The organism is Microvirga splendida (genome assembly GCF_016427565.1).
In the GTDB taxonomy this organism is placed as follows: domain Bacteria; phylum Pseudomonadota; class Alphaproteobacteria; order Rhizobiales; family Beijerinckiaceae; genus Microvirga; species Microvirga splendida.
Genome location: NZ_JAELXT010000025.1, coordinates 1 through 19,061, shown reverse-complemented (window position 1 = coordinate 19,061; position 19,061 = coordinate 1). Strand labels below are relative to the sequence as shown.

The 19,061-nt window shown below is 61.2% G+C and carries 20 protein-coding genes and 1 pseudogene; 14 read left to right on the top strand and 7 right to left on the bottom strand.

The genetic code is table 11. From position 1 onward, the window contains the following. Nucleotides 1-246 precede the first annotated feature (246 nt). From JAO75_RS18715 to JAO75_RS18680, 8 genes are read left to right on the top strand one after another with little or no spacing between them, the layout of a single operon-like run. Nucleotides 247-411 (top strand): periplasmic nitrate reductase, NapE protein, encoded by a 165-nt coding sequence (locus tag JAO75_RS18715; RefSeq protein ID WP_036350881.1) that lies wholly within the window; start codon nucleotides 247-249, stop codon nucleotides 409-411. A 13-nt stretch (nucleotides 412-424) separates the two neighbouring features. Then, entirely contained in the window at nucleotides 425-724 is a 300-nt protein-coding gene (locus JAO75_RS25395) for a 4Fe-4S dicluster domain-containing protein (RefSeq protein WP_199050660.1), read from the top strand. Next, nucleotides 721-978 (top strand): chaperone NapD, encoded by a 258-nt coding sequence (locus tag JAO75_RS18705; protein ID WP_199050659.1) that lies wholly within the window; start codon nucleotides 721-723, stop codon nucleotides 976-978. Before JAO75_RS25395 ends, JAO75_RS18705 begins: the two co-directional genes overlap by 4 nt. Nucleotides 979-982: 4 nt before the next feature. Beyond that, entirely contained in the window at nucleotides 983-3,502 is a 2,520-nt protein-coding gene (gene napA, locus JAO75_RS18700) for a periplasmic nitrate reductase subunit alpha (RefSeq protein WP_199050658.1), read from the top strand. After that, nucleotides 3,499-3,972 (top strand): nitrate reductase cytochrome c-type subunit, encoded by a 474-nt coding sequence (locus tag JAO75_RS18695; protein WP_199050657.1) that lies wholly within the window; start codon nucleotides 3,499-3,501, stop codon nucleotides 3,970-3,972. Before napA ends, JAO75_RS18695 begins: the two co-directional genes overlap by 4 nt. After that, nucleotides 3,972-4,589, top strand: coding sequence for a NapC/NirT family cytochrome c (locus JAO75_RS18690; protein WP_199050656.1), 618 nt, complete (start codon nucleotides 3,972-3,974; stop codon nucleotides 4,587-4,589). Before JAO75_RS18695 ends, JAO75_RS18690 begins: the two co-directional genes overlap by 1 nt. Nucleotides 4,590-4,593: 4 nt before the next feature. After that, a complete protein-coding gene (locus tag JAO75_RS18685) occupies nucleotides 4,594-5,142 on the top strand; it encodes a DUF4142 domain-containing protein (RefSeq protein WP_199050655.1) in 549 nt (182 codons plus the stop codon). Between the two features lie 5 nt (nucleotides 5,143-5,147). Continuing rightward, the gene (locus tag JAO75_RS18680; protein ID WP_199050654.1) at nucleotides 5,148-6,407 is read left to right on the top strand and encodes a molybdopterin molybdotransferase MoeA; all 1,260 of its coding nucleotides are present in this window, start codon (nucleotides 5,148-5,150) and stop codon (nucleotides 6,405-6,407) included. A gap of 65 nt (nucleotides 6,408-6,472) precedes the next feature. Here the strand turns inward: JAO75_RS18680 and nirK are convergent, their stop codons facing one another. The 5 genes from nirK to JAO75_RS18655 form a co-directional block, all read right to left on the bottom strand. Further along, nucleotides 6,473-7,576: a copper-containing nitrite reductase gene (gene nirK, locus JAO75_RS18675; RefSeq protein WP_246742597.1), complete on the bottom strand. Its 1,104-nt coding sequence runs from the start codon at nucleotides 7,574-7,576 to the stop codon at nucleotides 6,473-6,475. 217 nt (nucleotides 7,577-7,793) lie between these two features. Beyond that, complete coding sequence (locus tag JAO75_RS18670; RefSeq protein ID WP_199050652.1) at nucleotides 7,794-9,707, bottom strand: nitric oxide reductase activation protein NorD; 1,914 nt, start codon at nucleotides 9,705-9,707, stop codon at nucleotides 7,794-7,796. A 14-nt stretch (nucleotides 9,708-9,721) separates the two neighbouring features. Beyond that, complete coding sequence (locus JAO75_RS18665) at nucleotides 9,722-10,534, bottom strand: CbbQ/NirQ/NorQ/GpvN family protein (protein WP_199050651.1); 813 nt, start codon at nucleotides 10,532-10,534, stop codon at nucleotides 9,722-9,724. Between the two features lie 69 nt (nucleotides 10,535-10,603). Then, entirely contained in the window at nucleotides 10,604-11,950 is a 1,347-nt protein-coding gene (locus tag JAO75_RS18660) for a cbb3-type cytochrome c oxidase subunit I (protein WP_199050650.1), read from the bottom strand. Between the two features lie 15 nt (nucleotides 11,951-11,965). After that, the gene (locus tag JAO75_RS18655) at nucleotides 11,966-12,418 is read right to left on the bottom strand and encodes a c-type cytochrome (protein ID WP_199050649.1); all 453 of its coding nucleotides are present in this window, start codon (nucleotides 12,416-12,418) and stop codon (nucleotides 11,966-11,968) included. Nucleotides 12,419-12,956: 538 nt separating this feature from the next. Between JAO75_RS18655 and JAO75_RS18650 the strand changes: the two genes are divergently transcribed. Next, nucleotides 12,957-13,112, top strand: a complete 156-nt coding sequence (locus JAO75_RS18650) for a hypothetical protein (protein WP_199050648.1) — start codon at nucleotides 12,957-12,959, stop codon at nucleotides 13,110-13,112. An 84-nt stretch (nucleotides 13,113-13,196) separates the two neighbouring features. Here JAO75_RS18650 and JAO75_RS18645 read toward each other — a convergent pair whose 3' ends face one another. Beyond that, complete coding sequence (locus tag JAO75_RS18645) at nucleotides 13,197-13,445, bottom strand: DUF2249 domain-containing protein (protein WP_199050647.1); 249 nt, start codon at nucleotides 13,443-13,445, stop codon at nucleotides 13,197-13,199. 275 nt (nucleotides 13,446-13,720) lie between these two features. On the opposite strand from JAO75_RS18645, the gene JAO75_RS18640 reads away from it, so the two are divergent. Beyond that, entirely contained in the window at nucleotides 13,721-13,972 is a 252-nt protein-coding gene (locus JAO75_RS18640) for a DUF1858 domain-containing protein (protein WP_199050695.1), read from the top strand. 8 nt (nucleotides 13,973-13,980) lie between these two features. Here the strand turns inward: JAO75_RS18640 and JAO75_RS18635 are convergent, their stop codons facing one another. Next, nucleotides 13,981-14,679 (bottom strand): Crp/Fnr family transcriptional regulator, encoded by a 699-nt coding sequence (locus tag JAO75_RS18635; RefSeq protein WP_199050646.1) that lies wholly within the window; start codon nucleotides 14,677-14,679, stop codon nucleotides 13,981-13,983. Between the two features lie 274 nt (nucleotides 14,680-14,953). Here JAO75_RS18635 and JAO75_RS18630 point away from each other — a divergent pair, with 274 nt between their 5' ends. The 4 genes and pseudogenes from JAO75_RS18630 to JAO75_RS18615 all read left to right on the top strand — a co-directional run. Further along, entirely contained in the window at nucleotides 14,954-15,409 is a 456-nt protein-coding gene (locus JAO75_RS18630; RefSeq protein WP_199050645.1) for a pseudoazurin, read from the top strand. Nucleotides 15,410-15,478: 69 nt separating this feature from the next. Beyond that, nucleotides 15,479-16,924 (top strand): cytochrome c oxidase accessory protein CcoG, encoded by a 1,446-nt coding sequence (gene ccoG / locus JAO75_RS18625; RefSeq protein WP_199050644.1) that lies wholly within the window; start codon nucleotides 15,479-15,481, stop codon nucleotides 16,922-16,924. Beyond that, nucleotides 16,924-18,105, top strand: a complete 1,182-nt coding sequence (locus JAO75_RS18620) for an NnrS family protein (protein WP_199050643.1) — start codon at nucleotides 16,924-16,926, stop codon at nucleotides 18,103-18,105. Before ccoG ends, JAO75_RS18620 begins: the two co-directional genes overlap by 1 nt. A 486-nt stretch (nucleotides 18,106-18,591) precedes the next feature. Continuing rightward, nucleotides 18,592-18,840, top strand: a pseudogene (locus tag JAO75_RS18615) (aldehyde dehydrogenase family protein); the annotation flags it as partial. Nucleotides 18,841-19,061 lie beyond the last annotated feature (221 nt).

Below are 19,061 nucleotides of genomic sequence, written 5' to 3'. Positions count from 1 at the left end.
GCCAGGCTTTTGTATGTCAAATCGCCTCAGGAGCATTGATGCACGCTTGTGTTGGCGGATGCCAAATCCGGTGCATCAAAGTTATCTTGGCGGCAATCGCAGCCCGGATTTTCCCGCATCTCGGGTTCCGGCTGGATCCTGCCGGAAGAGGATGGGCTTTGACATGGATCAAATCCCGGAGGGGAACTTCGCTGTATTCTTACAGTTTAGAAATCATCCAGGTTTCCTTCTGAGAAGTCGCCAAGAATGAAATCAGAACCATTGGAAGCGGGCAATAAGAGGCGTGAGGCGCTCACATTTCTCATTCTTGCCGTCCTGATCTGGCCCTTCATCGCCGTTGGCGTCGTCGCGGGATGGGGGTTCATCGTCTGGATGTACTACCTGTTCACGGGACCGCCCGGTCCGGTCTGACGGGAGCCCGACGATGGCCGAAACCCCTCCTGACCTCATGCGGCGCAGCTTCTTGCTCGGCAGGTTCGTCCAACCGCCGGAGTCAGCCGAGTCCCCGCCCGTGGCCGTAATCGGGCAATCCTGTTTCGCCTTTCAGGGAATAGCATGCATGAGCTGCCGCGACGCATGCCCGTCCGGTGCCGTGCGTTTCGAACTCGTCATCGGCGGCGCTCGTCCCAGGATCATGACTGATGGATGCACCGGTTGCGGAGACTGCTGTCAGGCCTGTCCTGCCAATGCCATCGAACTATCCACTATCGAGGGGGGCTCATGAGCGGCGAGTGCCACATCTCCAGTCTGGTCGTTCACAGCCGTTCCGATCGGGTCCAGGCGATCATCGAAGGCATACGCTCGCTCGAGGGTGCGGAGGTTCACGGCGGCGCCGATACTGGCAAGCTGATCGTCACCCTCGAGACCGACACTGAGGGTCAGGTCGTTGAGCGCATCAACACTATCCAGCTTCTCGATGGCGTCCTCGCCGCAACCCTCGTCTTCCACCACTTCGAGCCAGTCCAAGAGCGGGAGTAGACCCATGGACGTCACACGCCGTACCCTCCTGAAAACCCAGGCCGCGGCCGCCGCGGCCGCGGCAGCAGGCGTCTCCCTTCCTGCCGAGGCTCAAAACATTGCGACGGGCGAGGACATCCGGCTTCAGTGGTCCAAGGCGCCGTGCCGCTTCTGCGGCACCGGATGTGGCGTGATGGTCGGCGTGAAGGATGGGCGCGTCGTTGCCACGCATGGCGATATGCAGGCGGAGGTCAACCGCGGCCTCAACTGCGTGAAGGGCTACTTCCTGTCCAAGATCATGTATGGAGGCGATCGGCTTACACAGCCCCTTCTGCGGATGAAGAACGGCGAATTCGCCAAGGATGGCGAGTTCCAGCCGGTTTCGTGGGACCGGGCCTTCGACGAGATGGCCAAACAGTGGAAGCGGGTGCTGAAGGAGAAAGGCCCCGAAGCTGTGGGCATGTTCGGCTCTGGCCAGTGGACCATCTGGGAAGGCTACGCGGCATCCAAGCTTATGCGTGCAGGGTGGCGCTCCAACAATCTCGACCCGAATGCGCGCCACTGCATGGCATCTGCCGCCGTTGCATTCATCCGCACCTTCGGCATGGACGAGCCGATGGGCTGCTACGACGATTTCGAGCACGCCGACGCCTTTGTGCTGTGGGGCTCGAACATGGCTGAGATGCATCCAATCCTGTGGACGCGCGTGACGGATCGGCGTCTCAGCCATCCGCATGTGCGGATCGCAACCTTGTCGACCTATGAGCACAGAACTACGGATCTGTCCGACATGGTCTCTATCTTCAAGCCGGGGACCGATCTCGCGATCATGAACTATATCGCGAACTATCTCATTCAGACGGGGGCCGTAAACCGGGAGTTCATAGACAAGCACGTCAACATTCGTATGGCCAACACCGATATTGGCTACGGCCTGCGGCCCGATCATACGCTGGAGCAGCGGGCGCAGAATGCACAGAATCCGCAGGTCTCTCATCCTTCGACCTTCGAGGCCTATGCGAAACTCATGAGCGAGTACACGGCCGAGCGGGTGTCGGAGCTGTCCGGCGTTTCTAAGGAACAGCTGGAAGCCCTCGCCAAGCTCTATGCCGACCCGAAGATCAAAGTCATGTCGCTGTGGACCATGGGCTTCAACCAGCACGTCCGAGGCGTGTGGGCCAATAATATGATCTACAACCTGCATCTGATGACGGGAAAGATCTCGGAGCCAGGCAATGGTCCATTTTCCCTAACCGGCCAACCTTCCGCCTGCGGAACGGCCCGAGAGGTCGGGACGTTCTCTCATCGGCTTCCCGCGGACATGCAGGTGGCGAATCCGGAGCACCGGAAATACGCGGAGAAGATTTGGAAGCTCCCGGAAGGACTTCTGCCGGCAAAGCCGGGCTATCACGCCGTACAGCAGGACCGCATGCTGAATGACGGAAAGCTCAACGCCTACTGGATCATGTGCAACAACAATCTCCAGACGGCGCCGAACACAGAGCATGAAACCTATCCGGGATACCGGAACCCGGCCAATTTCATCGTTGTTACCGATGCCTACCCCACCGTCACAGCAATGGCCGCGGACCTCATTCTTCCGGCTGCCATGTGGGTAGAAAAGGAAGGCGCCTATGGCAATGCCGAGCGGCGCACGCACTTCTGGCACCAACTGGTGAATGCACCGGGCGATGCTCGCTCAGACCTCTGGCAACTGATGGAGTTCTCCAAGCGCTTTACCACGGATGAGGTGTGGCCAGCCGATCTTCTCGCCAAGGCTCCCGAGTACCGCGGCAAGACCCTTTTCGACGTTCTCTTCGCTAACGGACAGGTCAACCAGTTCCCTCTTGCGGAGATTGACCCCGATTACGAGAACCGGGAGGCAAGGCATTTCGGCTTCTACGTTCAGAAGGGTTTGTTCGAGGAGTACGCCGCTTTCGGACGTGGCCATGGGCACGATCTCGCTCCGTTCGACGTCTACCACGAGGTGCGCGGGCTCCGTTGGCCGGTCGTCGACGGAAAGGAGACGCGCTGGCGCTACCGAGAGGGCTTCGATCCTTATGTCGAGAAGGGTACAGGCGTTCAATTCTACGGCAATCCAGACAAGAAGGCGAACCTTGTCGCGGCGCCCTACGAACCTCCGGCCGAATCTCCTGATCCCGAGTACGATATGTGGCTCGTGACCGGGCGGGTCCTCGAGCATTGGCACTCAGGCTCCATGACCTTGCGCGTTCCCGAACTCTACAAGGCCTTCTCGGGTGCCGTCGTGTTCATGCATCCGGACGATGCTGCCAAGCGCGGTCTCAGGCGAGGGCAGGAGGTCAAGGTCGTCTCACGGCGTGGTGAAATCCGCAGCCGCATCGAGACACGTGGGCGCAACCGCGTGCCGCCGGGACTGATCTTCGTCCCGTTCTTCGACGCCAGCCAGCTCATCAACAAGGTCACGCTGGACGCGACGGACCCGATCTCGAAGCAGACCGATTTCAAGAAGTGCGCCGTCAAGGTGTTGGCGGTCGCGAGCGCCGATGTGGGAGGTCAGCAATGAGGCGGGGGATATTTGCAGTGCTGGTCGGCGCCGGCCCGCTCTTGGCGGCAGGTGCGATCCTTGCGCAGGACGCCCCGCGCCTGCGAGGACCGGAGCCGTTCACGAAGGAAACGCCTGCCCCGCCGATGCAGCGGCAGGTAACCGATGACATGCGCGTGGGCCGCAATTATCCCGACCAGCCCCCTGTCATTCCGCATTCTATCGAGGGCTACGCCGTCGACTTGAACGCGAACAAGTGCATGTCGTGCCATGCGCGTAAGTTCACAGAGCAGAGTCAGGCTCCGATGATCAGCGTGACGCACTACCAGGACCGGGCCGGCAACACCCTGGGAGGATTGGCGCCACGGCGCTATGTCTGCGTCGCCTGTCACGTGCCCCAGACGAACGCAAAGCCTCTTGTCGATAACGTTTTCAGGGACATGGATGCCATCACCGAGCCGGAGCGGCAGCCCGCGCGGGGGAGGCACTGATGTCGGCTTGGATCACGCGAACCTGGGGCCGGTTCCGGGGAAACCGCTGGGTTAAGACGGCGCTGAGTCCGCCGGCCTACCTGAGCCTCGGCTTTCTCACTCTTGGCGGATTTGTCGCCGGTGTCATATTCTGGGGCGGCTTCAACACCGCACTCGAGTACACGAACACGGAGAAGTTCTGCGTAGGCTGTCATGAGATGCAGGCAAACGTCTTCGAGGAACTGAAGGGCACCATTCACTTCACCAACCGTTCCGGAGTACGGGCTACATGCCCCGATTGCCACGTTCCTCACGAATGGACGAACAAGATCGCCCGTAAGATGCAGGCATCCAAAGAAGTTTGGGGTCACATCTTTGGCTCCATCGACACGCGTGAGAAGTTCCTGTCCATGCGAAAGCATCTGGCCGAGCGTGAATGGGAGCGCATGAAAGCGAACGACTCCTTGGAATGCCGCAATTGCCACAGTGATGAGTCGATGGATCTCACGAAGCAGAACCCACGCGCGGCGTCGGCGCACGAGCGTTTCCTGTTCTCCGGCGAGAGAACCTGCATCGACTGCCACAAGGGCATTGCGCATCGCCTGCCGGACATGTCCGGCGTCCCTGGATGGCAGTAATCTCATGAGCACTCGGAGAATTCTCATAGCGACATTTGCTCTCGGGGCGTTGCTCACGGGAATAGCCACATCCAGTTTGGCACAAGTGCAGGGCGACCGAGGCAGCCCAACCGAAACACGCCCGATCGGACCGGAAGAATTCCTGCGGCTCGCCTACAGCTCGGCCACCCTCCAGGGACAGGCCGGCAAGCTGGCCGCCAGTCGCGAGACGAGACCCGAGGTCAAGAGCTACGCAGCAGCGGCAACCGAGTTCCGCCAGGGTCTTCTTCAGCGGATCGAGACCTTCGCGAAGGAGCGCGGCATGCTGCTCCCTCCCGTGAAGGAGTTCGAGCATCAGGTCATCATCGAGAACCTGGAGCCGCTCGACTACCTCGCCCTGAGCCGACGCTACGCAGAAATCCAGGTGCAAGCCCTCGAGCAGGAGCTGACGATTTACCGAGCCGCGAGCCAGAGCCCGCACCAGGAGATCAGGTCATTCGCCGACCAGGTGCTTCCCGAATTGCAGAGGCAGCGTGAGGGAGCCCAGAGAATGTACGAGGCAGTCGCGCCTTGAGCGGGATGGTGACTGAATCCCTCAGAGCCCTTTCCTGCGACTCCCCCGATGGTCTGATCTCGATCGAGCAGGCCTGCTCCCGAGCGGCGGCATATGCCTCCGCCATTCAGGAGCATGAAGAGGTTTCCCTCAGCCATGCCCTCGGCCGGACGTTGGCGCTGCCGGTGAAGTCGGTCCTGCCGCTGCCGCCATTCCATCAATCAGCTATGGACGGGTACGCCCTGACGGCAGGTGACGGGTTGCCGTCAGGCGCCACCCTGGCCATTGCCGGGCGCATGGCCGCCGGCGACGAGGAACAGCCCCTGCCACAGGGAAATGCCTTGCGCATTCTGACGGGCGCGAGGATCCCACAAGGTGCCGATGCCGTGGTGATGCAGGAGAATGTCGTCAGCGGCAGCGGCAGGATTGTCCTGACCCGGATGGTCAGATCCGGGGACAACATCCGCCGGTGCGGTGAGGATGTGCAAGCCGGTGAGGTGCTGCTTCAGCCGGGCGAGCGCATCGATGCACGTCATGTCGCGCTGCTCGCCGCGCAAGGCTACGAGCGGACTTGCGTTCGCCGCAGGGTGCGGATCGGGATCCTCTCGACCGGCAACGAGCTTCGCTCCCAAGGGGAGCGGCTGACCGAAGCCTCGTTCTTCGACTCCAACCGCCCGATGATTATCGCTCTTGCGCGTCAGTCAGGGGCCGATGTCCTGGATGGAGGAATCGTACGAGATGATCCGCAACTGATTGCCGGAGCCCTGTCGGACCTTGCCCGCCGCTGCGACCTCATCGTCACGACCGGCGGCGTCTCGGTTGGTGACGAGGATCATTCGATGACTGCGCTCCTAGCGGCTGGGGGCAGAGGTGAAACCCTCAGGATTGCCCTCAAGCCGGGCAAGCCTGGTGTGGTCGGGGCTATTGAACGGACGACCTATCTTGGCCTGCCTGGAAACCCGGTGGCTGCTCTTGTCTCGTGGCTGCTCCTCGGAAGTGCCGTATTGGCCATTTTGGACGGGCGGCAGGCACGTCCTCTCTCGGGCATGCGGCTTCCGCTGATGCATGCCTTCAATCGGCGACTTGGACGGACCGAGTTCGCACCCGCCCGCGTTGTTCAAACCGATCGTGGAACAGCGGTCGAGATCCTTGGTCGCGGTGGGTCGGCTCGGCTCAAACCGCTTGCCGCCGCAGATGGGCTCGTGCGCATCGAACCGCTTCATGCACCCGTGGCCGAGGGGGACGAATTGATGTTCCATCCCTTCCGGGATGGCTTTTCCGTCTAATGCCGATAAAGCTGTGGCCCGGGCTTGCGCCCGGGCCAGGGATGTGGCCGCTATTGTTATCTGTTTTAGTGGCCACTCGTCGACTGAGCCGACTTCTGCGGGTTGTAGTCCTTGAAGATCGCCTCGTTCTGCGGGCCCTCGACCTGGAGGATGCCGGCCAGTCCGCGCTCAACGCGGCTCAGGGCATGATCGACCAGGATGTAGTTGCCGGGCACCTCGACCTTGAAGTCCACCACGCTGGCACCACCGGGAGGAGTGGTGATCGTCTGGACGTCCTTCATCGGCGAGCTGAGCGATGCCATGGGATAGGCCTTGTCGAAGATCTCGCCGATCACGTGGAAGGACGAGGTGTAGTTCGGGCCGCCCACGCCGAAGTAGATTCGGACGGTCTCGCCAACTTTGGCCTTGAGCGGGTTCTTCTTCAGAGCATCGGTGCTGCCGTTGAAGATGAAGTACTCAGGGCGCTCGCTGAGGAGCTTATCGATGCTTTCCTCCACATGGCCGGGGGTGCCATAGGCCTGCTCGGTGTAGATCTCGCCCTGCATGACGTAGAACTCGTGATCGACCTTCGGCAGCCCTTCCTCCGGCTCCACCAGGATCATGCCATACATGCCGTTGGCAATGTGCTGAGCGACCGTGGGAGTGGCGCAGTGGTACACATAGAGGCCAGGGTTCAAGGCCTTGAACTCGAAGCCGCGTGTCTCACCGGGAGCCGCCTCAGTAGCCTTCGCGCCACCACCCGGGCCGGTGACCGCATGGAAGTCAACGTTGTGCATCATCAGGCTGTCTTCGGCATTCTTCATCGTGACTTCAACCGTGTCGCCGACGCGGACGCGGACGAAGGGGCCTGGAACTTTGTTGTTGAAGGTCCAGTAATGATAGGTCGTGCCATCAGCCAGCTGACCTGTCACCTCTGTGGTTTCCAGATCGACCTTGACCCGCTGTGGGCCACGCTTTCCGATGGGGCCAGGAAGGTCGGTAGGCAGACGCACGATGTTTACAGGGCCTGCGGTCGCATCCGTCTTCGTATGGACATGCGGGGTGGCTGCAGCGAGCTTGTCACCGGCATTGGCAGGCAGGGGCTGAGACAGCAGGGCCGCTGCGCCAAGCGCAAGAACGGCAGCGGTCGCGAGCAGCGGCCGGCGTCCCGAGAGTGTCATGGTCTTCATCGTCATCTCCTGTTTGGGACCGCCTGGCGGATCGTTGTGGTCCGTCATCGGATGAAGATGTTGTACGGCGGATCCCGCTTGGCTTATTTGCTGCGGCGCAAACAAGAGTACTGATACGGAGAAGTACGTAGGTGGCGAGAGGTCTAGGCCCAGCAAAGCGCATAAAGGCAAGCTCATATCTCCTGAGCTTGCCTTGAATATTTTCGGAGACTGATCATCAACGAACGAGCTGGCGGTAGATCGCAGGGAGGGCGGTGGGCAGCTTCGCGACCTGTCCGACTATGGCGTATCCACCGCAGCCAAAGATAGTGGGGAAATAGGACTGCGCCTCACGGTCGACCGTTACACCGAAAACCGTGACGCCTGCACGGCGCGCCTCCATCACGGCGCGCCGGGTATCCTCAATGCCGTAGCGGCCCTCGTAGTAGTCGATGTCATTGGGTTTGCCGTCAGTGAGCACCAGAAGAAGCTTCTGGCGGTTCGGACGCTCGCAGAGTTTCGCTACGGCATAGCGGACCCCTGTACCGATGCGGGTGTAGTAGCCGGGTTTCAGCGCCGATATGCGCCGAACCACCGTCTCACCCATTGGTTCTTCGAACTCCTTTACGGTCTCCACACGCACCCAGGAGCGGCGCCGCGACGTGAAGGTTAGAATGGAATGGGAATCGCCGCAGGCCGCCAGTCCGTGCGCCAGCACCAGAAGAGCCTCCTTCTCCACGTCGAGAACCCGCCGGTTGTCGATCCATGCATCTGTCGAAAGCGAGACGTCGACCAGCAGAGTCACAGCAAGATCGTGGGCCTGACGCTTGCTGGCGAGGTGAACGCGATCAGAGCCTGAGCCGCCGGCGAGCAGATCACTGCGCGCACGCACCAAGGCGTCAATGTCGAGTTCCTCACCATCCGGCTGTGCCCGCAGGATCTCATGTTTGGGCCGCAAGGCTTCGAACTGGCGGCGGACGCGCCGGATCATCCGACGAGCCTCATCGTCACGCTCCCAGGTCTCTCCCTGTTCCGAGGCACGTGCGGCTAGCACCCGGCAGTGGTTCGGGAGATAGGCCTTTCGGGTGTAGTCCCACTCCGGATAGGTCAGGTCGGCGGTGAGCGCGGTCGTATCCACCGCCTCCGGTGGAAGGTCGAGGTCGAACTTGAGCTTTGTGGCTGGCTTTCCCTTGTGCTTGGAGAGAGGGATCTCCTCCATCTCGTCCAGGGCCTTCTCGGCGTTCTCGTCCTCCTCGTCGTCGGAGGGTCGGTTGACGTTGACCATCTCCGCCATCGCCAGGATCTTCTCGAAGCGGTTCAGGATGAACGGATCGCTGCGTTGGGCCTGATCCGCCTCACGCCGCCCGGCGAAGCGCTTGCGCGTGTCAGATGCGGCGAGGTCGCTGGGCCCTGCCGGCTCGTCGCTGTTACGGTTCGGCGCTCCTGTCTCCCGGGTCCAGGTGTCGCCCCAGAGCGGGATGGGCAGGAAAGGCTGGTAGCCTGCCGGGGCTCGCCGGGGCAGAGCCGCGTCGCCTGCAGCCGAGTTCCAAAGGGGAGGTGGCACCGCCGTGACATCTCCGAGAAGCGATAGAACGACGCTTTCAACCTTGCTTTCGATCGTGGGCAGCGGGCGTTGCGGCCGCACGTCGCGCATTGCGGTGCAAAGCTCTCTGTAGGGGGCGACTAGCCCGGGGCACGTCGTCAGAACGGCATTGACGGTCTCCTGCACACGCCTGAGGACCAGAAGGTCCCGGCGCAGAGGGTCCTGCTCTGCGATTGGCTCTAGCGAGACATGGGCGAGATAGGCCACTAGCCATAAGTACAGGGAGCGATTGAGCACGCTCGATGGGAAGAGATCGATCCGAGGCGGCAGGAACAGGGTGGCGGTGTCGCGCCCCGGCTGCTCCAGTCGCTCCTCGGCGAGACCGATCCGCTGACGCAGATTCAGACGGTGGGATGAGGCACGTGCCGCCGTGCCGGCCAACTGCACCCCAACCTCACCGCCGAGGCCGCGAAAGAAGACGGCAAGCGAGTTGCGGACATCGTCGAGCGAAACGCCATGCTCGGGGTGGTGCGGGTAGGTCACCGCGCGTCCGACGAGCCGATGCCATAGCTGGCCGACGGTCTCTTCGAGTTCGAGGAAGTCGAGCATGGCGGGTCTCCGGTTCAGGCAAGCGTCGCGCGGGCAACCTCGATGAGGGCCTGCTTGACGTCTAGATCGTCGGTCAGCGGTTCAATCATCGTTGCGGTGATGGCCTCTTCTGGCGATACTCCGGCAACGATCAGTGCGGCACAGTAAACCAGCAGCCTGGTGGAAACGCCTTCCTCCAGATCCTGGCCTTTGAGCGCCCGGAGGCGACGAGCCAGCAGGAGAAGCGGACGAACGCGGTCCGCAGGTAGCCCGCTTTCCGCCGTGACCACGGCGATCTCATGCTCGATGGGCAGGAAGTCGAACTCGATCGCCACGAAACGTTGGCGTGTCGACGGCTTCAGGGATTTGAGAAGGGTCTGGTAGCCGGGATTATAGGAGACGACGAGCATGAAGCTGTCGGGCGCCTGCAACTCCTCGCCAGTGCGGTCGAGCGGCAGGATGCGCCGGTCGTCGGTGAGAGGGTGCAGCACGACGGTCACGTCCTTACGGGCCTCTACGATCTCGTCGAGATAGCAGATGCCGCCCTCACGGACGGCACGGGTGAGGGGACCATCCGCCCACACCGTATCGCCGCCCTTCAGGAGGTAGCGGCCGGTAAGGTCGGCAGCGGTGAGATCGTCATGACAGGAGACGGTATGAAGCGGCAGGCCGAGCCTTGAGGCCATATGAGCCACGAATCTGGTCTTGCCGCAGCCGGTCGGGCCTTTCAGGAGCAGCGGCAGTCGCTTGCGCCAAGCCAGCTCAAAAAGGGCACACTCGTTCCCGGCCGGAACGTAGTATGGAATTTCGACAGTGGGATCGGGAACTGCTTGGAGAAGAGGTTTCATTGGTTCAATCTTTCGAAGTGGAGTCATTGGAAGATTGGGGCGACCCAACGGGGCCGCCCCCGGAATGGATCACTCTGCTGGTTGGAGACCTTGCGTGAGGCGCAGGGACTTCTCGCGTCCGGGAACGAAGACCGCGTAGACGAACATGATCGCGGAGATCAGCACGAACACGCCCGAACCGAGGCGGACCCAGTAGAACAGTGCAAGCTGATCCTGAACGTCCATGTACGACTCCCCGAGCACGCGCTGCAGATGGACCTGGATGACGCCCGCGAAGGTGAGCGCGAAGGTCATGACGGACATGGCCGTGCACATGATCCAGAAACTGACGATGCTGAGCATCTGGTTGTACGGGGCACGGCCGAGGATCTGCGGCATGGCATAGGCCATCATGGCGAGGTTGAGCATCACATAGGCACCGAAGAAGGCGAGGTGCCCATGAGCGGCGGTCACCTGCGTGCCGTGGGTGTAGTAGTTCACCGACGACAGAGTGTGCAGGAAGCCCCAGACGCCCGCGCCGAAAAAGGCCATCACGGAGCAGCCGATGGACCACAGCAGAGCCGCGCGGTTCGGATGCTTGCGGCCGGCCTTCCAGGTCATCTGGACGGTGAAGATCACCATGGTGAAGAATGGAGCGACTTCGAGGGTGGAGAAGAGGGAGCCGATCCACTGCCAGTAGCCGGGCGCACCGATCCAGTAGAAGTGATGGCCCGTGCCGAGGATGCCGGAGAACAGCGCCATGCCGACGATGACATAGAGCCACTTCTCCACGACTTCACGGTCAATGCCGTTGAGCTTGATCATCAGGAAGGCGAGGACGGATGCCATGATCAGTTCCCACACTCCCTCGACCCAGAGATGCACGATGTACCACCAGTACATCTTGTCCACAGCCAGGTTCGACGGGTTGTAGAAGGAGAACAGGAAGAAGATCGCCACGCCCCACAGCCCGAAGAGCAGGATGTTGGTGACAACCGTCTTGCGGCCCCTGAGCACCGTCATGGTGATGTTGAACAGGAACATCAGGCAGACGACGACAATGCCAACCTTGATGATGAAGGGCTGCTCCAAGAATTCGCGGCCCTCATGGATCTTGAACATGTATCCGACCACCGCAATTGCGGCCGCGATGAAGAACATCCAGAACTGGAGCTTGGCGAGGAAAGGGCTGAAGAGCTCCGTTTCGGTTTCCTCCGGGACCAGGTAGTAGGTTGCTCCCATGAACCCGATCAGCAGCCACACGATCAGCGCGTTCGTGTGGATCATCCTGACCACGTTGAAGGGCAGAAGCTCGGAAAGGGTGTTGGGCAGGACGTAGATCGTGCCGGCAAGAACGCCGAACAGAACCTGGGCGATGAACAGGGCCAGTGCTCCATAGAAATAGAGCAGGGCCACTTTTTGCGTTTGGTATTTCATGATGACATTCCCCTCTCAGCCGGCGTTGTTCGGCGGCCAGCTTTGGGTCTTGATGCGGCTGGTCCATTCCAGGAAGTCGGCAAGGTCGTTGAGTTCCTGATCGGTCAGGTTGAACTGCGGCATCTGCCGTCTGCCCTCGATGCCCGTCGGTTGCGCGGCCATCCAGGCCTTGAGCGTTTCCCGCGCTCCGGCCGGATCTTCCTTGCCGCCGTAGCGAACCCAGACGTTGCCGAGCTCAGGGGCAAAGTAGGCTCCTTCGCCAAGGATGGAGTGACAGTTGATGCAGGAGTTCCTCTCCCACACGTGCTTGCCGCGGGCGACGGAGTCATTGAGCGTCGACGTGTCCGTCGACGTGGTGTTCATGTAGTAGTGGCTGTGGGCGGTCAGGCCCACAAAGATGGCGAAGAAGAAGAACGAGCCTCCGTAGAACACGTTTCTTGCCGCCGATTTGGTGAGGACTTCAGCCATCACGCGATCCTTCTTGATCGGTCAGAGAGGGAGGAGATGCGGTTCGAGCCGCGATATCGGAAGTGCCGTGGCGGGCTCCGGGAACGGGCCGTTTGATCGCTGAGGGTGAACATGGCTGACGCCTCGCAGTGAAGTCGCAGGCCGCGCGGAGCGGACAGTCAGCAACGTACCGGACCGGACGGAGCGTTCTTTGCTCTGGCACAAGCTCCTGAGGGGAGTGCCTCCGTCAGCCGTGCAACAGAGGGACGGCCGTGGCGATTCAAGTCGAGACGGCGATCAGGATGAGCCACAACGACAGCGCGATCCGCCAGCCGGGCGGAGCATCGCGGAGCTTGAAAAAGTCCATCAGCGTCCACCATCCCTTGGCGACTGCCGCCACCAGCACGATTCCGCTGCGGACGTGGCTTCCTTTCCATACTTAACGAGACGATCATTATGCCAAGGTCACGCATTCTCGTTGCGCTGCCGCAAACAAGCCATCTGCATTCCGGTCCATAGAGAATAGAGAGGTGAGGCTTATGGACAGGAGAATTCGATCATGACGGATGCACAGGTCGGACTGGTGATGGCGACGCCGCTCATCGTGATCTTCGCGGTGATGCTTCACAGGATGGGCGTCTTGCGCCTGAGCGGGGCGATCGCTGCCGTGACCGTGTCAGTGGCCATCGCGCTCACCCTATTCCTGACGCAGTAGTGAGTGCACAAAAAAAAGAACAATTGAAGTTTGGGCGGCGAGGGGGGAGGTCCCCTCGCTCGTGTCGCTGCAATTCAGGATGTCTCAGGCTGCCTCACGGCTGATGCGTATCCGCCAGAGATCAGGCCCTTTCATGATATAGTCCCAATCGAACGCACCCGGATAGTTGGTGCCGAACTGGTAGAGGAGCGGTCGCGGATCATGATCGTTCACGAGAACGAAGCTTTCGCCCTCGTCCAATTGATCGAAGGTGCTGAAGATCAAGCCATGGCGCATCCGCGGCATGATATGGCGGAGATCGATGACGGTCTCGGTGACGTTGCAGTCGCACATCGGGTTAGCACTCCATTAGTCGGCAGGGCAGGTGCCGGCCGCGGTGCGTGATAGGCTCCGGGACCACCGCGACCCGGCATGAGTACAGGGAAAGCCCCGCACGTTCTCGACGGCTGGGACCATCGCGTATCGCCGGTGCAGCTTCTTTGCCCCATCTCAAATTAAATCGCCGACATGTCGGTATTGTTCACCTAGTTGATGCCGCGCAAAGAAGCGCCGCGGAAAACCGACAGGATGGGCACATGTTCAATCGAGCCACCAGCGTGGATACCATGATGCCCGTTGAATCAAGCCAACTTGTCGACGATGTAATGCGGCGCTGGCCCATGACGATTCGGGCCTTCTTGAACCACCGGATGCACTGCGTGGGGTGCCCGATCACCTGCTTCCATACCGTTGCAGATGCCTGCCGTGAACATGGCGTTGATCAGGCGCAGTTCCTCAGGGAGCTGGACGCCATTATCAGGGAGCAAGCCGCTCCCTTGACAGAATGCGAGAAGGCCGTTGCGGCCCGCTGGCCCGTCTGAACTGGACGTCAGTGGGATGGAGCTTCGGCAAGCATGAACAGCTTGTGGGGGTTTCGGATCGAGATCCTCTGGCGTCCGCTCTCGACCAGTCCCTGGTCCTCCCACGCGCTCAGCAGGCGGCTGACCGTGTGCAGGGTTGTCCCCGTCATTTCAGCGACGTCCTGTCGGGAGATCGGAAAGTCGATCTTGATTCCGTCCTCGCCCTTTCGACCCGCCTGTTGGGCAAGACGCAGGAGAGCATGGGCAACGCGTCTCTCGACCTGCTCGGTCGACATCTCGACGACACGGGTGTGTGCGTCCTGAAGGCGGCTTCCGACGGTCTGGATCGTGTTCACGGCGAGAGATGGGTGCTTCGCGACGAGGCGGGGCCAAGCCGCAGCAGACCAAACAAGAGCAACGCTGTCGACCACCGCGAGAGCGGTTGCCGGGTAGGTCTTTCGTCCCATGGCCATGGCAATCCCGAAGATCTCCCCTGGTGCCACGAAGCGGACCACGACCTGCTGCCCATCCGGCGTGACCTTCATGACCCGCAGGTGTCCGTGGAGAAGGATGAAGAACGAGTTCGCTTCTTCGTCCTGCTGGAAGACGCTCGAACCCTTCGGATAGCGGATGGATTGAGCTTCCCGGATAATGTCGCTGAGATCATCCGGATTCATCCCCTCGAATATCGGGAGATCGGCCACCAGTGACTTATCGAGGTTCGGCATCCTGCGGGTTCCATCTCTTGCCTAAGAATCCCCTCGACGGCATTCCGGCCATCGGCGGTTTCGGAGCACGATACCTCTACAGGGAGGACGGTGGAATTGAATTGATATGCCTCAAGCAATCCTGTCCATCCAGCAGAATCGAACACAGATCCTGACGCTCGGACGAAGAACGCCCGCCAGTTTGTGTTGGATCAAACAAGTCGTGTCCGACCGGGCGTATGACTCCTCTTCAAGAGCCGGTGAGGCTCCCGGATATCACATCAGGAGAAGTATCATGCGGAAGGTTATCGTACTTGGAGCTCTCGTGGCAGTCCTCGGATTTGCAGGTGTCGCCGGAGCTGCCGAGATTGAGGTGAAGATGCTCAACAAGGGCACCGAGGGTGTCATGGTGTTCGAGCCTGCGTTCGTAAAGATCAATCCTGGGGATACGGTCAAGTTCTTGGCATCGGACAAAGGGCACAATGTCGAAACGATCGACACGATGGTGCCTGAAGGCGGAAAGACCTTCGTCGGCAAGATGAACGAGGAGGTCTCGGTCACCTTCGATAAGCCCGGTGTGTATGGCTACAAGTGCAAGCCGCACTATGGCATGGGCATGGTCGGGATGATCGTGGTCGGCGATGCGGCCAACGCGGACCAGGCCAAGGCAGCCACGCACCCCGGCAAGGCCAAGCAGGTCTTCGCAAATCTCTTCGACAAGCTTGCTGCGACCAAGACCGCCGCCAAGTAACACCCGGCCTCCAGCTTTGCGCCGCCGCGATGCTCCTGTTGCGGCGGTGCCCATGTCCCGGGACATCCGATGGCCACTCTTGACATCAGCTTCAAGCCCGAGCGCGCCCATCTGCGCAAGCCGAAGCGCGGCGTCATCGCGGAGCGGGTCGTCCCTCAATCCGTCGCTGGCCGCTATCGCCGCCTAAAGTGGATTGCGCTGGCCTGCTGTCTGGCCATCTACTACGTATTGCCGTTCATCCGGTGGTCACGCGGCCCCGGCCAGCCCGACCAAGCCGTGCTCCTCGATTTCGAGCGCGGGCGTCTTTATTTCTTTTTCGTCGAAATCTGGCCGCAGGAGGTCTACTACCTCACTGGCCTGCTGATCCTGGCGACCCTGATCCTTATCTGGCTCAATGCCGTTGCGGGCCGTGTCTGGTGCGGCTACTTCTGCCCGCAGACCGTCTGGACCGACCTGTTCCTGCTCGTCGAGCGCCTCGTCGAGGGTGACCGCAGGGAACGCCTGAAGAAGCATGGCGCGCCGCTCACGCCGAGGCGCATCCTCGAGATCGGCCTCAAGCACGCGATCTGGCTCCTCATTGCCATGCTCACCGGGGGAGCCTTTGTGCTCTACTTCACGGACGCGCCGGCACTTCTGGTAGATCTCGCGACTGGACGTGCCTCCATGCTCGCCTATGCGTGGGTGGGCATCCTGACCTGCACTACCTACACCCTGGCCGGCTTCGCCCGCGAGCAGGTCTGCACTTGGATGTGTCCGTGGCCACGCCTCCAAGGCGCGATCTGGGATCCCGAGGCATTGACCGTCAACTATCGCGACCATCGAGGTGAGCCCCGTGCCTCCGCCAAGAAGGCATTGGAGCTGAGGGCGAAGGGCGAACCTGCCGGAGATTGCGTTGATTGCATGCAATGCGTGAACGTCTGCCCGATCGGGATCGACATCCGCGAGGGGCCCAATTTCGCCTGCATCAACTGCGGCTTGTGCGTGGATGCTTGCGACGCGACCATGGAGAAGCTCGGCCGCCCGCGTGGGCTCATCGACTACGTGGCGTGGTCCAACATCGAGCGGGAACGCCAGAAGGAACCTGCACGCAATCGCGTGATCAGGCCGAAGACGATTGGTCTCGGACTATCTGTGGTGGCGCTCGTCGGCGTCATGGGCATCAGCCTGTCGATGAGGAGCGATGCCAAGGTCACTGTCATCCACGACCGCAATCCGGTTGCCGTGAGGCTCTCAGACGGACGGACTCGGAACGGCTACGCAGTCCGGCTCTACAACAAGGCGGACAGGGAGCGGTCGTTCATCCTCGTCGTGACCGGGTTGCAATCCGCAAGCGTCGAGGTGGTCGGCGAGGATGGTCTGGTAAGCGTCGCCTCCGACACGACGCGCGAATTACGTGTGCTCGTGACGGCTCCTGCGGGCGACAGGCAGCCTATTGCTTTCACTGCAACCGACGTCGCATCGGGTGGCGCCGTGTCGACGCAGGATGTGTTCATTCCAGTCGAAGGAGGCCAATGATGGCTCCGATCCCACGCCTGCGGGACTACAACGGTCCAGCGCTGCTCTCATACGGTTTTCGGCCGTTCTTTCTCTTGGGCTCCCTCTATGCCGGCCTTGCGATTCTGGCCTGGGTGCCAGCGTTCTACGGGGAACTGGAGTTCTCGACTGCCTTCGCACCACGCGATTGGCACATCCACGAGATGCTCTATGGATACCTGCCCGCCATTATCACGGGCTTCCTTCTGACGGCTGTCCCGAACTGGACTGGACGCATGCCGCTCCAGGGGCGGCCGCTGCTCGCCCTGGTGCTCGTCTGGGCGGCCGGGCGTGTGGCTGTGACCATTTCCGATTTGATCGGCTGGGAGGCCGCAGCGCTCATTGATAACGCATTCCTGCTGCTTGTCGGCGCGGCGATGGCCCGCGAGATCGTGAAGGGAAGGAACTGGCGCAACCTCAAGGTGCTGATCGCATTGGGGTTCATCGTTGCCGGCAACATCCTCTTCCATGTCGAGGCGCATCTTCTCGGGGTTGCAGATTACGGCACCCGCCTCGGGATCGCAGCCATCATGATGCTGATCATGCTGATCGGCGGCCGCATCATCCCAAGCTTCACGCGCAACTGGCTCGCCCGGGAGAACCCGGGCCGCCTGCCGGCACCGTTCGGACGCTTCGATGTCGTTTCTATTGTCACCGCCGGTGTCGCCCTGCTTGCGTGGGTTGCTGTACCGGACCACGGCTTAACTGGAGTAGCCTTGATTGCCGCCGGACTGCTCCAGGTAATGCGAATGGCCCGTTGGGCAGGCGAACGCACTTGGCGGGATCGGCTCGTCCTGATCCTGCACGTCGCCTACATGTTCGTACCGCTGGGGTTCTTGCTGACCGGACTTGCCTCTCTTGGCCTTCTCTCGGCCGCTGGAGGGATTCATGCCTGGACGGGCGGTGCGATGGGCGTGATGACCTTGGCGGTCATGTCCCGGGCAAGTCTCGGTCATACAGGCAGGGCGCTCACTGCAAATGCGTCTGTGCAGGTTCTCTACGGGCTGGCGGTTGCGGCTGCTCTGGCTCGCATTTGCGCGGCCATCCATCCGAGCTGGAGCGATGCGCTCCTGCATGCGGCCGGGATAGCATGGGCTGGTGCTTTCGTGGGCTTCGCGCTCGCCTACTGGAACGTGTTCACCTGCCCACGGGTGGCCGCCTGACATAGAGGAGAGTGTCACCAACTTGCGCTGAAGCAAGATCATGCGCAGGGGTATTCGTCATGTTGGTCCAGTAGCATGGAGGTCACCATGGGTTTAGCGGTAGACGCCAGACGATGACGTTCGAAGTGGGCACAGGCGCATGAACTGAATGCCCTTGGTATGGAGCAGCGGCAAGCACTCGCCTGTGATGTCGGAATTGCGGAAGTACGCTATCCGGCTTGGCAGCTTACGGCCCAGATGCTGCGACGGAGTTGCGGCGCCTCATGGAGATGCTCTCGCTCGATATGGCATGGGTTGGACGCGCCCAATCGGCGGTGATGCAGATCTTCACGATCACCTTGCTACGCCGTCCGACCACCGTCCCCTGCCGGCTGCATCTCGATCATGAGTATGCCCGTTTGCTCTGCGGCTTGTACTGTCCCAATGCCGATGTATTGCTGGAACTGGGGATGTTCCTAGACCCACGGCTTGTCGTAACGGAAGAGCCTCCACGACCGCCTCGTGGCCGCTATGCAGGGGCTGGTGGTGGACGATGCCCTCAAGAGCGGCACTCACATCGGCCCGGTGGTGGACCAAGGCCAGCTCGATCAAGGCCTGAAATACATCCGCATCGGCCAGGAGGAGGGCGCCAAGCTGGTAGCGGGCGGCGAACTGCTGAAGCATGATGCGCCGAGGTTCTACCTGGCCCCGGCCCTGTTCACGGATGTGAGCAACCGGATGCGGGCGACGCAGGAAGGATGAGGTAGACCCTGCCGAATCCCTCCGGGATGTATTCTAATGGCTCTGGATCAGAGGATGGTGACTTGGAGAGGGCGAATAATTCCGTGCAGATCTACTACAGCAGGGATGCCACTCAGGTTGGCTCGCAAGGTCAGCTCCTGATGCTGTGGACGGCTCCCACCCAGCGGTGAGGTAGCATGGCTGCTTCGAGCAGCCAGCGGCACAGGAGCAGCCCA

Coding starts and splice junctions, on each gene's coding strand:
- JAO75_RS18670 (WP_199050652.1), bottom strand. CDS start 9,707: ATGCTCGACTTCCTCGAACTCGAAGAGACCGTCGGCCAGCTATGGCAT.
- JAO75_RS18630 (WP_199050645.1), top strand. CDS start 14,954: ATGCGGAAGGTTATCGTACTTGGAGCTCTCGTGGCAGTCCTCGGATTT.
- JAO75_RS18705 (WP_199050659.1), top strand. CDS start 721: ATGAGCGGCGAGTGCCACATCTCCAGTCTGGTCGTTCACAGCCGTTCC.
- JAO75_RS18655 (WP_199050649.1), bottom strand. CDS start 12,418: ATGGCTGAAGTCCTCACCAAATCGGCGGCAAGAAACGTGTTCTACGGA.
- JAO75_RS18635 (WP_199050646.1), bottom strand. CDS start 14,679: ATGCCGAACCTCGATAAGTCACTGGTGGCCGATCTCCCGATATTCGAG.
- JAO75_RS18715 (WP_036350881.1), top strand. CDS start 247: ATGAAATCAGAACCATTGGAAGCGGGCAATAAGAGGCGTGAGGCGCTC.
- ccoG (WP_199050644.1), top strand. CDS start 15,479: ATGGCCACTCTTGACATCAGCTTCAAGCCCGAGCGCGCCCATCTGCGC.
- JAO75_RS18695 (WP_199050657.1), top strand. CDS start 3,499: ATGAGGCGGGGGATATTTGCAGTGCTGGTCGGCGCCGGCCCGCTCTTG.
- nirK (WP_246742597.1), bottom strand. CDS start 7,576: ATGAAGACCATGACACTCTCGGGACGCCGGCCGCTGCTCGCGACCGCT.
- JAO75_RS18690 (WP_199050656.1), top strand. CDS start 3,972: ATGTCGGCTTGGATCACGCGAACCTGGGGCCGGTTCCGGGGAAACCGC.
- JAO75_RS18680 (WP_199050654.1), top strand. CDS start 5,148: ATGGTGACTGAATCCCTCAGAGCCCTTTCCTGCGACTCCCCCGATGGT.
- JAO75_RS18685 (WP_199050655.1), top strand. CDS start 4,594: ATGAGCACTCGGAGAATTCTCATAGCGACATTTGCTCTCGGGGCGTTG.
- napA (WP_199050658.1), top strand. CDS start 983: ATGGACGTCACACGCCGTACCCTCCTGAAAACCCAGGCCGCGGCCGCC.
- JAO75_RS18645 (WP_199050647.1), bottom strand. CDS start 13,445: ATGTGCGACTGCAACGTCACCGAGACCGTCATCGATCTCCGCCATATC.
- JAO75_RS18650 (WP_199050648.1), top strand. CDS start 12,957: ATGACGGATGCACAGGTCGGACTGGTGATGGCGACGCCGCTCATCGTG.
- JAO75_RS25395 (WP_199050660.1), top strand. CDS start 425: ATGGCCGAAACCCCTCCTGACCTCATGCGGCGCAGCTTCTTGCTCGGC.
- JAO75_RS18660 (WP_199050650.1), bottom strand. CDS start 11,950: ATGAAATACCAAACGCAAAAAGTGGCCCTGCTCTATTTCTATGGAGCA.
- JAO75_RS18620 (WP_199050643.1), top strand. CDS start 16,924: ATGGCTCCGATCCCACGCCTGCGGGACTACAACGGTCCAGCGCTGCTC.
- JAO75_RS18665 (WP_199050651.1), bottom strand. CDS start 10,534: ATGAAACCTCTTCTCCAAGCAGTTCCCGATCCCACTGTCGAAATTCCA.
- JAO75_RS18640 (WP_199050695.1), top strand. CDS start 13,721: ATGCCCGTTGAATCAAGCCAACTTGTCGACGATGTAATGCGGCGCTGG.